This is a genomic window from Glycocaulis alkaliphilus (genome assembly GCF_004000605.1).
GTDB classification, from domain to species: domain Bacteria; phylum Pseudomonadota; class Alphaproteobacteria; order Caulobacterales; family Maricaulaceae; genus Glycocaulis; species Glycocaulis alkaliphilus.
Map to the genome: position 1 here is coordinate 1408342 of NZ_CP018911.1, position 15117 is coordinate 1423458.

Consider the following 15117-nt stretch of genomic DNA (forward strand, 5'->3'; position numbering starts at 1 on the left):
ACAATGGAAACCCGTGCCCACCATGCACTGGTCGGCCTGTTCGTCATCCTGCTTGCGCTGGCAGGCGGACTGTTCTTTGTCTGGCTGTCGCAGGCCTCGTTTGACCGTGAGTTCCGCCAGTATGATGTGGTGTTTGAAGGGCCGGTGCGCGGCCTTCGCACGGCCTCGGAGGTGCGCTTCAACGGCATCCAGGTCGGCGAGGTTGTCGATCTGGGGCTGAACCCCGACGATACAAGCGAGGTGATCGCGAGAGTGCGGGTCGATTCCACGACACCGATCCGCGTGGACAGCTTCGCCCAGCTTGAACCACAGGGTTTGACGGGCCTGTCCTATATCCAGATTTCGGCAGGCGAGTCGGGCTCACCCTTGCTCGAAACCCGTTTTGGGGACCGTCCGGCACGCATCTATGCCCGCCAGACCCAGCTGGATCTGCTGGTCCAGGGCGGCGAGACACTGCTGGAGACCGTTCAGACCACAGGTGTGTTGCTGAACCGCCTCCTGAACGACGAGAACCAGGAACAATTCTCGTCCCTGCTGGAGAACCTCGCCACTCTTTCAGGCCAGTTGGCCGAGAATGGCGCGATGATGGCCGAGATGCGCGATACCATTGCCTCTATCGAGCGGGCGGCGAACGATATGTCGACTGCGGCGGCCAGCATCGAACAGTTCGGCGTCACGGCCGAGCGCTTCCTGATTGATGAGGTCGGGCCGATGGTGGCCGAGACCGAGGCTGCGTCCATTGCGGTCAATCAGGCGTCAATGGAGACTTATGACGCGCTGGTTGCCTTGCGCCCCGGCCTGGAGGCCTTTGCCAGTGACGGCGTTTACCAGCTCAACGCGGCGTCGCACGATTTGCGCCAGCTTGTTGAAAACCTGGAGCGTCTGACAGCAGATCTTGAAAATGACCCCGGCGGGCTTCTGACCCGGCGGCGCGGTGAGGAAGTCGAGGTGCCCCAATGATCGCAAGAAACCTGCTGATGGCCGGAGCAGCGCTGGCGCTTTCCGGTTGCATCTCGCTTCTGCCGGAGTCTGAAAGCAGCTCGCTCTACAGGCTTTCAAACCATGTTCCCGTGGAGACGGCCGTAAATCACGAAGCCCCCGTTGTGCGCATCGCACGGCCCGTGGCACCGCGCGCGCTGTCGGGTGACAGGATCGCTCTGGACGCGGGGCAGGGGCGGGTGGCCTACATGGCCGGAGCAAACTGGATCAGTGCCGTGCCGGTTCTGGTGCAGGAACTGGTGGTCGATACGTTCGACCGGCGCTCCACCGTGCTTATGGCGGCCAGACCCGATGACGGTGTGGCTACAAGCTGGGATCTGCGCATGGAGCTGCGGCGGTTCGAGGCGGTCTACGATCAGGGCAGCAATGCCGCGCCGCGGATCGATATTGCCATTCGCGCGCGCCTGATTGACACGGCGAGCCGCGAAGTGGCGGGTGTACGCACATTCGAGGCGTCGCGCCGGGCTGACGGGAATCGCCAGGCCCTGATTGTCGACGCGTTCAGCCGTGCCGCGTCTGATTTGTCGGGCGATTTGGTTGACTGGGCGTCCGCGCAGGTGACGCAGGCTCAGGAGAATACGGCCGGGGAGGCGCAGGCAGACTAGTCGCGCCGTTTGCCGCGCTTTGCCGGACTGCCGGCAGGCGGTTCGTCATCCTCGTCCGGGTCCATGTTCGCCAGCAGGTCTTTCCACCGCCAGCCGCCTTCCGGCCGCGCCTGTGTGGCCAGACGCTCGTCGCGCGGGCGCTCCCGGCTGGTGCCGTCCTCGTCGGCGTCGTCAATGACCCGGTCACGGGCTTCTAGCTGGACCTCGTCCTCCGCCGGAGCGGGCGAGGGACGCGATGACCGCCGCCGGACGTTCAACGGATCGGGAACCTCATCGGGGGCGATGTCGATCGGCTTGCGTCCGCCAGCCACCGATCCCATGCGCAGCATGAAGTCTGACAGAAGCTCGTAATTATGCCGCACGCGCGCCTGGAACATGGCATCGATCTCGCGTGCGCTTTCAGAGGCGTCCTCGGCGGTCTGGTTGAGCTTGGACAGCCCCTCCGACAGGGCGCGTTCCAGTTCGAGCGTGGCCCGGCGGGCGGCGGCGGGTGCGTCGTCAAAGCGCGAACGCATGTCGCGCAGCATCAGCTCCACATGGTCGGCCTGCTTGCGCGCTGCCTCCAGCGTGTCTGCGAGCTGCTTGCGGACGGTTTCACCCGCCTCTTCAGACGCTTTTGCGGCCTTGTCGACGAGTAGTTCAGCCTCCCGCAGCCGCGCCTGGAAGGCTTCGTCAGACCGGCGGGCCGCCTCGAACCCGGCTTCGCTGACGCGTTCCAGTGCGGCCTCGGCGGCGCTCGCCTGCCCGGAGAAGCGTTCAGCGGACTCGGTGGCGGCTTCACGGGCTTCCCTGGCCGTCTCGGTCAGGCGTTTGAGAATGGCCTCATTGGACTCGGCGGCAAGCCGGGTCTCGCTCTCAATGGTTTTCGACAGGGCTGAGGCGCGGGTAATGGCGTCATTGATAGCGCGCGTAAACACTGCGCCGCTTTCCTCGGCGGACTTGCGCAAAGTCTCTGCGCCCGAGCCTGCAGTCTTGGAAAGGGTGGCGAGTTCGGCCTTGTGGAAGTCCAGCGCCGCCGCAATTTTTTCCTGCTCCTTGCGCAGGGCTTCACTGGCCTCTGCCAGACGCTCGCGATGTTTGAGATAGGCCGCATCCAGACCATCGCCGCGGCTTTTTAGCGTCTCGGCGAGCTCGCGCATGCTGCCGGCACGTTGCGCCAGTATCTCGGAGGCTTTCTCGGCGGACTTGATGGTTTCGTCACCGGCGCCGGAAAGACGTTCCGCGCCAGCGCGCAAGGTGAGGGCGCCTTCATTGGCCTTCTCCTTCGCCAGCTCGGCCGCTGCCGCGACCATCTCGCCCTGTTCCTGAATGGCCGCCGCGATAAGCGAGGCTTTATCATCAAGGCTGTCGGCAATCTCGGCCAGCTTCTCTCGCTCACCTTTAAGGGAGCGCATAAGCGACTCTACCCGTTCCCGGGCCGCCTTCGACGTATCTTCGAGACTGTCGGCATGGTGGGTGATGACTTCTTCCATCGCAGCCAGACGCGCCAGTGCGCTGTCCATGGCGGTGTTGATCCGGCCTACCTGCAGGCTGACGGCATCGGCCATCTGGCGCACCTCGCCCTGCAAGGTGTCGGCGGGGGTCGACAATCGTGCAACGGCATTTTCAACCGAACGGACTTGCGCGCTGGCGCGGGCAACCGTCCGCCCCAGCAGTCCGGAAAGCAGGAAGAGCAGGGCTGGCGCACCCGCAAAGATGGCGATGCCCGCCAGCTGGGCAGGGCTTAGCGCCGCGAAATCATCAATCACGTAGCCATAGAGATAGGCGCCCGCACCACCAAGCCATAGCGCGGCGCAGGCAGCCCCGGCGAACGCAATCCATCCGCCTCCATTTGCCGCCTTCGCGGGCGCGACACTGATCGAAGCCGCGGTTCGCGGTGCTGGCACCTGACCCTCTGCCGGGTCTTTCAACACAGCCGGTGTCACCGGCTGTGCGGTTTTGGCGGATTTGGCAGCGGAGTTGTCGTCGGCAGGCATTATTCGCCTCGATCACAGCACAAGGGGCATGTCAGCACCAATGCCGACAGCAAAAGCTGGTTCTAGGGCGAGACGGAGAAAAATTAAAGCCGCAAGACCGGCGCAGCCGGCACAGATGGCAGGTGGCCGGGTGCCGAAGCGCAGCCGGAGACGGGCTCAACCGGCCCGTTGCGAACGACAAAAATCAGCTCGCCGTGGACGGTGCGCGTCTGTTCCACATACACTTCAGATGCAAGGAAGTGGACAGTGGCCGCGTCATCCATGAAACGGGCTTCCTCGAAGCTCTGCTGGCGAACGGCCGGAGTGCAGTCTTCCCCACGATCATAAGCGATGCCCACGAGTGCCAGCACGGCCCCCGCGATCCAGTGCAATATGTCGATTGCCACGCCTAACATCGATTTTGTCCCTATCCCTGTGTCAGCTTATGAACCTGTGCCCGCGCCCGCTCAAGGAAATTTACCCGTTTGCGCGATGAAATCTTCGTAAGGTTGCCGGGTGGTTACGGGTTTTCTGCTTGCATGGTGCGGCGGGCGGCCCGAAGTTGGCGTCGAAGCAACGGGGAGAGCTTTTCACCATGGAACCGGCACCAGTCACTTTGACGGACCGTCATCAGAGTCTTGATGTGCTGCGTGGCATCGCCGTGCTGGGTATTCTCATGGTGAACATCCCCACCTTTTTCATGTTGCCGGAGGCCTATCAGTACCCACCAGCTGACCCGGGCTTTGATGCGGCCGGTGCGCAGGCCTGGCTGTTTGTTCACGTCTTCTTCGAGATGAAATTCATCACCATTTTTTCTGCCCTCTTCGGTGCAGGCATATTGCTGATGACCGGGTACGGACCGGACTCCTCCACGAAGGTTCACTATCGCCGCATGCTCTGGCTGCTCGCCTTCGGCATGGTGCATGCCTACGCGCTCTGGTTCGGTGACATCCTCGTCTCCTACGCCGTGTTCGGCATGATCGCCGTGCTCTTCCGCAAGATGAGCGCGGGAAAGCTGGTCTTCTGGGGCTTTTTCTGGATCACGCTGACCGGATTGCTGATGGTGGGCATGTTTGCCTCCTTCATGATGTTACCCGAAGAGATGGACCCTGCCTCGATCGGTATGGCGCAAAGCCCTGAGGCGGCCGCCAGCATCATCGCCGCTTATCAGGAGGGCAGTGCGGGGCGCTGGGGCCATAACGCACTCATGGCCCTTATGGCGCAGCTGTCGGGGATGGCCCTGTTCGGTGGCCGGGTGATCGGCGTGATGTTCCTGGGCATGGCGCTGTTCAAGTCCGGCTTCCTGACCGCCAAATGGGGCGTCACCAAGTACGCCGCCAGCGCCTTTGTCGGTCTCGCGATCGGCTTGCCGCTCGCCTGGTATGGCGGGCAGCACGCGGTCGCTGACAATTTCGACCTGCGCGGACTCTGGCTGCACACGGCGACGAACTATGTCGCCAGCCTGCTGATGGCGTTTGGCTATGCCAGCATCGTGATGCTGATCTGTAAAATTCCGGTGCTGGCGCTGCTGCGCGTGCCTTTTGCCGCCGCCGGGCGGATGGCCTTCACCAATTACCTCACCCAGACGATCACGCTGGTGATCCTGTCCACGGGCACGATTGGTCTGGGCCTCTATGGCACGCTGGGGCGTGAAGAGCTCATCCCCATCGTGCTCAGCATCTGGATGGTACAGCTCGCCGTTTCGGTTATCTGGCTGCAGGTCTTCCGCTTCGGGCCGTTTGAATGGCTGTGGCGCTCGCTGACCTACTGGAAGCTGCAACCGATCACCAAGCCCAAAGCATGAGCGCGGTAAAGGCGGGAGACGCGTTCGCGGTCTACGGCCTGCTACGCAAGGGCGCGTCGGGATTTGCGCAGTTCGGGCTGGAGGCTGCGTTCAGGCCGCTCGGCCCCTGCCGCATACCCGGCGTGATCCATGATCTGGGCGGCTATCCGGGCCTTGTCGCAGGCGAGGGCGCGGTCATTGGCGAGCTGTTTGAAGTCGCCGACCCGTCAGTGATCGCCCGGCTCGACGCGTTCGAGGACTATTATCCGCAAGCGCCTGACCGCTCGCGCTATCTGCGCCAACGTATCCGCCTCGTGTCACCAGATGCCGACGCCTGGGTCTATGTCTGGAACCGGCCAGTGACGGGATTTGCACGCGTGGAGAGTGGCGACTGGCTGGAATGGGTGGCCAGCAAGACGTGATGGCCCCGGCCTGTTCCTGGAGCCCGGCCTATTCCTGAAGATAGCCGCTGCGTACATCCACGCTGGAGCGCTTGCCGACATGGGTGACGCAATTCTCCAGCCATTCCTTCGCCGCCTGCCGCCCTGCGTCACGAAGGCCGGTCAGGAAGCGCCAGCTTGTGTCGTACTTGCTGGCGGCTGAATAGTCTTTGAGCGCTTCATCGGCGCGGATGGCGTGAATGTGCAGATTGCGCAGGCGGGCCTTTTCCGCGTCTTTGAGTAGATCATCCTCGATCAGCCGCTTGACGAAGGCGACCGCGCGCAGCTCGGCCATCAGCGAGGCGTTGAACGTGATCTCGTTGACCCGGTTCATGATGTCGTCGGCCGATTTGGGCGTACCGGGGCGTTTGAGCGGATTGATATGCACAATCAGCAGATCGCCCGGCGTGTCAGCGTAGAAAACCGGCCACAGGGCAGGATTGCCGGTAAAGCCGCCATCCCAGTAGGGCTCCCCGTCAATCTCCACGGCCTGACGGATGAAGGGCAGGCAGGCCGACGCCAGTACGGCATCGGTGCTGATGCGCTCGCCGGCAAAGACTTCGGCGCGCCCCGTCGTCACGCAGGTCGCGGTCACGAACAGTGCAATTTCATTCTGCGCGCGCAGCCGCTCAAAATCGATCTGCGCGTCCAGAATGTCCTTCAGCGGATCGAGATTATATGGGTTGAGATCATAGGGGCTGGTCAGGCGCGAGAAGGCGTCGAAGAACGGCATCAGCTTCAGGAACGTGCCGCCCGGAACCATTGGCCGGAAGGCTGCGCCGCGCCGGGAAACTTCCTGCCAGAAGCTTTCAAGGCTTTCGCGGGCGCCGTCTGCGCCGCCATCCAGCCAGCCATGGGCCAGCGCCACGGCGTTCATCGCGCCAGCGCTGGTAGCCGTTATAGCTTGTGGGGTTATGCGGCCATCTTCCAGCAGGGCATCAAGCACGCCCCAGGTGTACGCGCCATGCGAACCGCCGCCCTGCAGGGCCAGCGAGACCGCTCCGGCGCGCGCCGCCATCAGGCGGCCACCCAGCCGCCCTCGACAGGGAAGGCCGCACCATTGGCCGATGCGCCGGAATCCGACACCAGATAGAGCAAGAGGCCGGTCAGGTGATCGTATTCAACGAACTTCTTCGTCGGCTGCGCGCTCAGCATCACATCGCGCACTACTTCTTCCTCGGAGATGCCGCGCGCCTTTGCCGTGTCGGCGATCTGGCTTTCCACAAGCGGGGTGCGCACATAGCCGGGGCAGATGGCGTTGCAGGTAATGCCCGCTTCAGCCACTTCCAGCGCCACCGTTTTGGTCAGGCCCAGCACTCCATGCTTGGCGGCCACATAAGCCGACTTGTAGGGCGAGGCGACAAGCCCGTGCGCGGAGGCGATATTCACAATCCGCCCGCGCCCGGCCTTCTTCATCACTGGTACGGCGTGGCGGATGGTGTGGAAGCAGGAGGTCAGGTTAATCGCGACGATCGCGTCCCATTTCTCCGGTGCAAGCTCTTCAACCGCAGCGACCTGCTGGATGCCCGCATTGTTGACGAGAATGTCGAGCCGGCCAAAGGTTTTCACCGCGTCGGCGATCAGCTCCTTGATCTCGCCGGCGTCCAGCATGTTGGCGCCGTTATAGGCCGCCTTCACGCCGAACTCGGTCTCGAGGGACTTGCGGGTCTTCTCGATCTCGCCGGCATCGCCCAGCCCGTTGAGCATGATGTTCGCGCCATTCGCCGCCAGCGCACGCGCCAGCGCGAGGCCGATGCCGGAGGTCGAGCCGGTAATGACCGCAACCTGGCCGCTCAAGTCGGTCTTCAGACCGCCCATGACTGTCTCCTTGGCCTTGTTGGCCTGTGTCGGGATTTGTTGCGGTGCAGAAGACGGTTTGCGCCGATTTTGTCAAGACCTGGGGCGTAGGCTTCAGCCCTTCTTCGAGGGCGGTTGAGGGCGGGTGAACAGGAGCCGGTCTGGCTTCGAACCGGCCTTGTCGAGCTTGTAACCCTCAACACTGAAGCGGGAAAGCTGGGCTGGATCCTCAGTCCGGTTTTCGATGATCCAGCGGGCCATCATGCCGCGTGCCTTCTTGGCGTAGACCATCAGCGCGCGCAGCTGGCCGTCCTTCTCTTCCTTGAAGTCAACCGCGATGACGCGCGCCTTCATTGTCGCCAGACGGGCAGCCTTCGAATATTCATTGGACGCCAGATTGACGATCACCGGATGGGCGTGGCCGTCCAGCGTGGCGGAGAGCTCTTCCGCGATGTCGTCACCCCAGAAGTCATAAAGGTTCGCGCCCTTTGTCGTTTTCAGGCGCGTGCCCATTTCGAGCCGGTAGGGCTGGATGGCGTCCAGCGGACGCAAGGTGCCATAAAGCCCTGAAAGAATGCGCAAATGGTCTTGCGCCCATTCCAGATCGTCCTTCGACAGGCTCGCCGCATCCAGTCCGCGATAGACCTCGCCCGCGAAGGCCAAAGCGGCGGCCTTGCCGCCCTCGCTCTCAGGGTTGAACGCCTTGAAACGCTCCACATTGAGCGCGGCCAGATCATCGGAAATGTGCATGAGCTGGCGCAGCTGGGCGCGCGACAGCTTCGCTGTGGTCTTTGACAGTTCTGCCGTGCGCGTCAGAAGCGCGGGCCGGCTGGTCTCCAGCTCCAGACGGGCCGGTTCGAAATCGAGCTGCTTGGCCGGGGAGAGAAGGATCAGCATGAAGGTTGGGTCTCGCCTGCAACGGTAGTGGTGGTTTCTATCGAAATAGGGGTGTTCACCGGAAATGCCAATGGCAGGTGCCCGGCGGATTTCAGGTCAGCCCCGTCAGGATGCGCGGGTTCATGATATTGTTCGGGTCCAGCGCCGCCTTGATCGCCCGCATCAGCTCCACCTCTACCGGCTTGCGCGCTTTCAGCTCGGCCTGTTTGAGAATGCCGATACCGTGCTCGGCCGAGATCGATCCGTGATGCTTGTCCACCAGATCATAGATGAGCCGCGTGGCGGGTGCCGCGCGCGCGATGAAGTCCTCTCCGGCACCGGCCTCGCGGGCGGCCAGGTTGAAATGGACATTGCCATCGCCGACATGGCCGAACGCGATCACGCGAGAGCCGTCAACCAGCGCTTCGGCCTGCTGCGTCGCCTCGCGCATGAAAGCTGCCATGCGCGATACCGGCACCGACACATCGTGCTTGGCGGCCTTGCCATGCGCCTTTTCGCCTTCCGGCACGTTTTCACGCAAGGCCCAGAACTGCGCGGCCTGCGCGTCCGACTGCGCCAAAGCGGCGTCCGACACCAGCCCGGCCTCAAACGCGCTTTCCAGCGCGGTCTCCATCAGAATGCCGGCGCGTTCTTCCTCCGCGCTCGACAGCTCGATCAGCACCATCCAGTCCGGATTGCCTTCCAGGGGCGAGCGGGCGCCGGGCACGTGCTGGCACACCAGCTCCATCGCGAAGCCGGAGATCAGCTCGAACGCGCTGACCGCGCCGCCTGTCCTGTCCTTGAGATGGCCCAGCAGGCTCACTGCCGCTTCGGGATCGGGTACGGCCGCGATCGCGACACTCACCGATGCCGGGCGCGGGAATAGCTTCAGCGTGGCCGCGGTGACGAGGCCGAGCGTGCCTTCCGCGCCGATGAAAAGCTGTTTGAGATCGTAGCCGGTATTGTCCTTGCGCAGGCCTGAGAGCCCGCTCAGCACCCGGCCATCGGGCAGCACCGCTTCCAGTCCCAGAACAAGCTCGCGCATCATGCCATAGCGCAGCACCTGCACGCCGCCCGCATTGGTGGAGATCAGCCCGCCAATCATGGCGGAGCCCTGCGCGCCGAGGCTCAGGGGGAAGAGCTTGCCTGCGTCGCGGGCGGCGTCCTGCACGGTTTGCAGCACGGCGCCAGCCTCGACCGTCATCGACTCATTGGCGGTGTCGATATCGCGGATGGCATTCATCCGCTTCATCGAGATGACGACCTCGTTGGCCGGCGTGGAGGCACCCACCAGCCCGGTAATGCCGCCCTGGGGCATGACTGCGATGCGCGTATCATTACAGGCGGCCAGCATCTGTGCGGCCTCCTGCGTGCTGGCCGGTTTCAGGACCAGCGGCGTGCCGCCCGCATAACGTCCGCGCCAGTCGCGCGCATGGCTTTCCAGCTCCGCCGGATCAACGGACCAGGATTTAGGATCCAGCGAGGCGGTCAGCGATGCGAGGGCAGGGGGCAAAGCGGTCATGGCGGGAATCTAGTCCTCCAGTTCGACGGGCAGGCGGGACATGATTGCGGTCAGTTTCAGGCCGGGCGCGCGATCCATGCGTCCTTCTAGATGGTATAGCTCACCATCCACCCGGCCGTCATAAACTACGCTGAAACGTTCAACATCCCCTACGACTGATACGGTCTCGGGCCGGTGACGGACGAACAGCATGCGCGCGACCGGGCCATTGGACCCTTCTCCCAGATAGCCGTCATAGTAATAGCTGCTATCGCCGCCCGTCGCGCGGCCATTGCGCACGGTCACGACCCCGCCGGACTGGTCCAGCGGGCTGCGGAAGCGCACGACATAGACGCCATCGGGTATCCATCGCGAGCGCGGGAAGTGAGGTTTTGTTGTCTGGGTGTCCATGCTGGATTCGCCTGCTGACGGGTTCACTCTTCAGTTGTCTTTCGGTGCGGCGGCGCGGGCAAGCCGGTCATTGATGGCTTCGCCCAACCCTGTCGCGGGAATCGGTGCAACCGCTATTGGCCTGCCGAGTGCGTCTGCCTCGCGCAAACAGGCAAACAGGCGTGTGGCCGCTTCGGCCAGATCGCCGGCCAGCGACAGATACAGTACCTTGCCAGCCGTTTCTCCCTGCCATGTGCGGAAGGCGAGATAGGTTTCGTCCGCTGCCGGTTCGGTGACATCCAGCCTCAACGGGGATTGAGGCGCGTAATGGCTCTTGAGCATGCCCGGCGCGTTGATGGCCGCGCCAGCGCCAGCCCTCTGAACGGGCTGTCCGGTCAGCGCCTCGATGCGTTCAGCTTCCAGGGCGCCAGCGCGCAACATCACCAGGCCGTCGGGCGTGTCCGCCAGGATCGTGCTTTCGAGGCCCATCCGGCATGGCCCGCCATCAAGGATAAGGCCAATCCGGCCGCCAAGGCTTTCGGCGACATGCAGGGCCGTTGTGGGGCTGATACTGCCCGAACGGTTTGCACTGGGCGCGGCGAGCGGGCGGTCGAGGCGCGTCACAAGCCCGGTCATCGCTGGCGATGCCGGCCAGCGTACGGCCAGCGTATCAAGGCCAGCCCGCGCCAGATCACAAACCGGGCTGGTATCGCGGTGACGGCCTACCAGCGTCAGCGGGCCGGGCCAGACCGCTTTAGCTAACGCAAGGGCAGCAGATGACAGATACACCAGCGTCAGCGCGCGCTCCAGACTGTCCACATGGGCGATCAGCGGGTTGAATCGCGGACGCCCCTTGGCCTCGTACAGCGCGGTAATGGCCGCCGGGCTGGTGGCGTCAGCGGCCAGCCCGTAGACAGTCTCGGTCGGCACCGCCACCAGCCCGCCCGCATCCAGCAACGCAGCTGCCCGGTCAAGGCTCACAGCATCGTGTGCTGGCAGGATGGGGGCGGTCGCTGTATCGCTCATGGCGGGAGGCTTGGCGTGTGTGTGCCGCGTTGGCAAGAGGCGCGAAGCGCAAACTGCGGCAAAGCGCCCCGGCAAACCTGTTTCAGGTATCACACCCTCGTCACACTGGCCTGCTAGGCCCATATCGCAGCCAAGAAGAAACTCCCCGGAGCCTGACATGACCGATCTCGCCACACGACTCGATCCCGATTTCGAGCCGGAAACCAACCGTTCAGGCAATCGTCCGTTTGCCGATGTGGTGAGTGCGCGCCTCGACCGGCGCAGCTTCCTGCGCGGCGGGCTGGGGCTGGCGGTCAGCGGTTTTGTGGCCGGTCCGGTGGCCGCCTGCGCACGCACGCCGGAGGCTCAGGCGATGGCCGGGCCTTCTCTGGGCTTCAATGCGGTGCCGGTGACGGCGGCCGATACGATTGTTGTGCCAGACGGCTACGAAGCAAAAGTCGTCTATCGCTGGGGCGATGCCATTAGTGGGGATTTCCCGGCCTTTGCCCCGGACAATTCCGGCGAGGATCAGGCCCACCAGGCCGGCATGCACCATGACGGCATGCACTTCTTCCCCATCGATGGCAGTTCCACAGACGGGCTGCTGGTGATGAACCACGAATATATCGAGACGCGCTTCCTGCACTATGGCGCGACGCAAGGCAGCGAGATCAACTCCTGGGGCACGCCCGATCATGCGGGTCCGCGCCCCGCTGACCACGTCCTTAAAGAGTTGAACGCCCATGGCGTTTCCGTCGTGCGCATGCGTGCGGACGGTAATGGTGACTGGCAGATCATGCGCGATCCGCGCAATCGCCGCATCACCGGCCTGACCCGGATGGAAATTGCCGGCCCGGCGCGCGGTCACGCCAAGATGGCGACGCTCTACAGCCCGGAAGGCACCCACACGCGCGGTACGCTGTCCAATTGTGCGCACGGCGTCACGCCGTGGAATACGTATTTCGCGGCGGAAGAGAACTGGTCGGGCTATTTCGTCAATACGGACGCGGAGCATCCGCGTGAACATGCCCGCTACGGCGTGCGCCCCGATGTCAGCCGGCATAACTGGCACCTCGCTGACGATGGCGGGGACGGGTTTGTGCGCTTTGACGCCTCCACCAAGGCCAATGCGCCAGCCGGCGATTACCGCAACGAACCGAACATGTTCGGCTGGATGGCCGAGATTGATCCGTTCGACCCGGACTCCACGCCCGTCAAACGCACCACGCTCGGTCGCTTCGCCCATGAGGGCGTGGTGTTCGCACCGGCCGAGGCCGGTCAGCCCGTGGTCTGCTATTCGGGCGACGATTCGCGCTTTGAATACATCTACAAGTTTGTTTCCGAGGGGCTTTACCAGCCCGGCGTGACGCGCGGAGACATCCTTGATAGCGGCACGCTCTATGTGGCCCGCTTCAATGATGATGGAAGCGGCGACTGGCTGCCGCTGGCCTACGGTCAGAACGGGCTGGACGAAAGCAATGGCTTTGCCGATCAGGGCGATGTCCTGATCAACACCCGCACGGCGGCTGACATTGTGGGCGCAACGCCGATGGACCGTCCTGAATGGGGCGCGGTCGACCCGCAGACCCGGGCGGTCTATTTTACACTGACCAACAATACCCGCCGCACCGAAGATCAGGTGGACGCCGCCAATCCGCGCGCCGACAACGCGTTCGGCTCGATCATCCGCTGGAACGAGGCCGATGGCGACCAGACCTCCGTCCGCTTCAACTGGGACATTTTCGTCCTCGCCGGTCCGGAAGGTGACAGCCGCGATGCCAATGGCGACCCGCTGGATCAGGATGCCATTTTCGCGGCGCCGGACGGGCTGTGGTTCGATGCCGACCGGCGCTTGTGGATACAGTGCGACATCTCGGACAGCGCATTGAATGCGGGTGTTTACGCGCCCTTCGGCAACAACAAGATGCTCGCCGCCAATCCGGACACGGGCGAGATACGCCGCTTCCTGACCGGCCCTGTCGGCTGCGAGATCACCGGGGTGGTCACGACGCCTGATCAGCGCACCATGTTCATCAATGTGCAGCATCCCGGCGCGAACACGCCGGAGGCCGATTTCGCAGCGGGCAATTTCGACAGCCACTGGCCCGATGGCGGCAATACCCTGCCGCGTTCGGCAACGGTGGCGATTCGGCGCCTGGATGGCGGGAAGATAGGGGCGTAGGGGTTTTCCCTCGTGCTTCGAGACGCGCTGCGCGCTCCTCAGCATGAGGGAAAACAATCGAAGCCCTCACCCTGAGGGCGAACGCAGTGAGCGTCTCGAAGGGCGAGGGCTTGTTCGCGTGCTGGAGGTGTCTGGGCTAACCCCTTACCCCGTCCAGAAAATCGGCCACTTCGGCCAGCACGCCGGGATCGCGCAATACGCCGCGATGGCCGAGTCCCGGCTTGATGACGAGCTTGGCGCCGGGCCAGTCTCTCGACGCCTTCTCGCCTGCGCCGAGGGGCACGATTACATCGTTGTCGCCGTAGATGAATAGCGCCCTTGCGGTCATCGCGGGGGCGTCACGGGCGATATCGAAGCGGGTTATCGGCGTCTTCAGGACGGATTCTATACCGTCCTTGATCAGCTTTATTGCCCGCTCCGACACACCCATCGACCCGGCCTGGAAGCTGACATTGTCGTCCATTGAACATGGCGCAGCCAGGGCGATGAAAGCGGCCGGTTTGACGAAGCCTTCGCTCATCGCAAAGACGCTCGACGCTGCTCCCATGGAGTGGGCCACAACCGCGAAGGGCTGGCCGAGAGTTGCCGCTGTGGCACTGAGGCCTTCGCCAAATTGCGGCAGGGTCGCGGCGTGCCCTTGTGATGCCCCGTGGGCTGGCCCGTCAATCAGGACAACCCGGTAGCCGTGCTCCATCAGGTTTCGTGCATGACTGGAGAGATCGGCCGCATCTGCCTCCCAGCCATGCAGGAAGAAGACGGACGGGCCAGTGCCGCCGGAATAGATGCGCTGGCGGCCCAGCGGCCCCTCGATCCAGCTCGCGTCGAGCGTCTCGAGAAAATCCCTGCCGGTATCGCTCTGCTTGCGCACGCGGGGGCGCTCAAAGCGTTTTGCGGCAATGGCGCGGAAGCGCGCGGGTGCGATCGTGGCCATGATATTGGCCATCAGAATTGCAGTTTTCATCGGTCTCTCAGGCGCGTGCGCTGTCAATAAGGGCGGTGAAGCTGGCGCGGGCCAGCCGCCCGGCCTCGTCGCGCCCCTGAACCACTGACCAGGACTGGCAGCCCACACCAATCGCCTCGAACTGGAAGGCGAAGCGCTTGGCGTCGGTAGTGGCGGCAAATCCGCCTTCGTGGATGGCCAGCTTGGCAAGACGCTCCACCCAGTCTGTCCAGCCGCGCCGTGCCTGCCGGGCGAGTTCTGCCGCCTTTGGCGTCAGGGCAGGTGCCTCGAAGGCGGCTTGCAGGATCGGGCAGGGGCGTGACGGATCGCGTAAGAGCCAGCCCGTCCAGTTCGTCCCCAGCGCCTCGATCCGGGCCAGTGTGCCACTTTGCTGGCGTGCAGGCTCTACCACCTGCTGGCGGAATTGCTCGATAGCAGCTTCGATAACGCAAACCTGCAAGGCTTCCTGACCGCCGAAATGGGCAAACAGCCCGCTTTTCGACATGCTGCACGCCTTGGCCAGATGGCCGATGGACAAGGTGGCAAGACCGCCCTTGGACATCTCGTCCAGCGCGGTTTCAACGATACGGGTCCGGGTGGATTTTTCGTGTGGCATGCCGCCTATGTGCGAACGTTCGTTCGCC

General features: G+C 63.7%; 15 protein-coding genes. 5 read left to right on the forward strand and 10 right to left on the reverse strand.

The genetic code is table 11. The features are described 5' to 3' along the window. Positions 1 to 3: 3 nt before the first annotated feature. Positions 4 to 960, forward strand: coding sequence for an MlaD family protein (locus X907_RS06730; protein ID WP_127566478.1), 957 nt, complete (start codon positions 4 to 6; stop codon positions 958 to 960). Next, complete coding sequence (locus X907_RS06735; RefSeq protein WP_127566480.1) at positions 957 to 1604, forward strand: ABC-type transport auxiliary lipoprotein family protein; 648 nt, start codon at positions 957 to 959, stop codon at positions 1602 to 1604. The genes X907_RS06730 and X907_RS06735 overlap by 4 nt, the downstream gene beginning before the upstream one ends. On the opposite strand, the gene X907_RS06740 is transcribed toward X907_RS06735, so the two are convergent. Both X907_RS06740 and X907_RS06745 read right to left on the reverse strand, forming a co-directional pair. Beyond that, on the reverse strand, positions 1601 to 3580 hold the full coding sequence (locus X907_RS06740; RefSeq protein WP_127566482.1) for a hypothetical protein: 1980 nt from the start codon (positions 3578 to 3580) through the stop codon (positions 1601 to 1603). The two genes, X907_RS06735 and X907_RS06740, sit on opposite strands and share 4 nt — an antisense overlap. 83 nt (positions 3581 to 3663) lie before the next feature. Next, positions 3664 to 3975, reverse strand: a complete 312-nt coding sequence (locus X907_RS06745; protein WP_127566484.1) for a hypothetical protein — start codon at positions 3973 to 3975, stop codon at positions 3664 to 3666. Positions 3976 to 4154: 179 nt separating this feature from the next. Between X907_RS06745 and X907_RS06750 the strand changes: the two genes are divergently transcribed. After that, positions 4155 to 5363, forward strand: a complete 1209-nt coding sequence (locus X907_RS06750; RefSeq protein ID WP_127566486.1) for a DUF418 domain-containing protein — start codon at positions 4155 to 4157, stop codon at positions 5361 to 5363. After that, positions 5360 to 5764 (forward strand): gamma-glutamylcyclotransferase family protein, encoded by a 405-nt coding sequence (locus X907_RS06755; RefSeq protein WP_170175489.1) that lies wholly within the window; start codon positions 5360 to 5362, stop codon positions 5762 to 5764. The genes X907_RS06750 and X907_RS06755 overlap by 4 nt, the downstream gene beginning before the upstream one ends. Before the next feature lie 28 nt (positions 5765 to 5792). Here X907_RS06755 and X907_RS06760 read toward each other — a convergent pair whose 3' ends face one another. The 6 genes from X907_RS06760 to X907_RS06785 form a co-directional block, all read right to left on the reverse strand. Further along, complete coding sequence (locus X907_RS06760) at positions 5793 to 6800, reverse strand: patatin-like phospholipase family protein (RefSeq protein ID WP_127566490.1); 1008 nt, start codon at positions 6798 to 6800, stop codon at positions 5793 to 5795. Next, positions 6800 to 7600 carry a 3-hydroxybutyrate dehydrogenase gene (locus tag X907_RS06765; protein WP_127566492.1) on the reverse strand — a complete coding sequence of 267 codons (801 nt, stop codon included), beginning with the start codon at positions 7598 to 7600 and terminating at the stop codon, positions 6800 to 6802. The genes X907_RS06760 and X907_RS06765 overlap by 1 nt, the downstream gene beginning before the upstream one ends. A 93-nt stretch (positions 7601 to 7693) precedes the next feature. Then, entirely contained in the window at positions 7694 to 8476 is a 783-nt protein-coding gene (gene yaaA, locus X907_RS06770; protein ID WP_127566494.1) for a peroxide stress protein YaaA, read from the reverse strand. 91 nt (positions 8477 to 8567) lie between these two features. Continuing rightward, on the reverse strand, positions 8568 to 9977 hold the full coding sequence (locus tag X907_RS06775) for an FAD-binding oxidoreductase (protein WP_127566496.1): 1410 nt from the start codon (positions 9975 to 9977) through the stop codon (positions 8568 to 8570). Between the two features lie 9 nt (positions 9978 to 9986). After that, complete coding sequence (locus X907_RS06780; RefSeq protein ID WP_127566498.1) at positions 9987 to 10367, reverse strand: GrlR family regulatory protein; 381 nt, start codon at positions 10365 to 10367, stop codon at positions 9987 to 9989. Between the two features lie 30 nt (positions 10368 to 10397). Beyond that, positions 10398 to 11372: an L-threonylcarbamoyladenylate synthase gene (locus tag X907_RS06785; protein ID WP_127566500.1), complete on the reverse strand. Its 975-nt coding sequence runs from the start codon at positions 11370 to 11372 to the stop codon at positions 10398 to 10400. Positions 11373 to 11529: 157 nt separating this feature from the next. Between X907_RS06785 and X907_RS06790 the strand changes: the two genes are divergently transcribed. Further along, positions 11530 to 13533 carry a PhoX family protein gene (locus X907_RS06790; protein ID WP_127566502.1) on the forward strand — a complete coding sequence of 668 codons (2004 nt, stop codon included), beginning with the start codon at positions 11530 to 11532 and terminating at the stop codon, positions 13531 to 13533. 136 nt (positions 13534 to 13669) lie between these two features. Here X907_RS06790 and X907_RS06795 read toward each other — a convergent pair whose 3' ends face one another. Then, the gene (locus X907_RS06795; RefSeq protein ID WP_127566504.1) at positions 13670 to 14494 is read right to left on the reverse strand and encodes an alpha/beta fold hydrolase; all 825 of its coding nucleotides are present in this window, start codon (positions 14492 to 14494) and stop codon (positions 13670 to 13672) included. Between the two features lie 7 nt (positions 14495 to 14501). Further along, positions 14502 to 15089 (reverse strand): TetR/AcrR family transcriptional regulator, encoded by a 588-nt coding sequence (locus tag X907_RS06800; RefSeq protein WP_127566506.1) that lies wholly within the window; start codon positions 15087 to 15089, stop codon positions 14502 to 14504. Between the last annotated feature and the right edge of the window lie 28 nt (positions 15090 to 15117).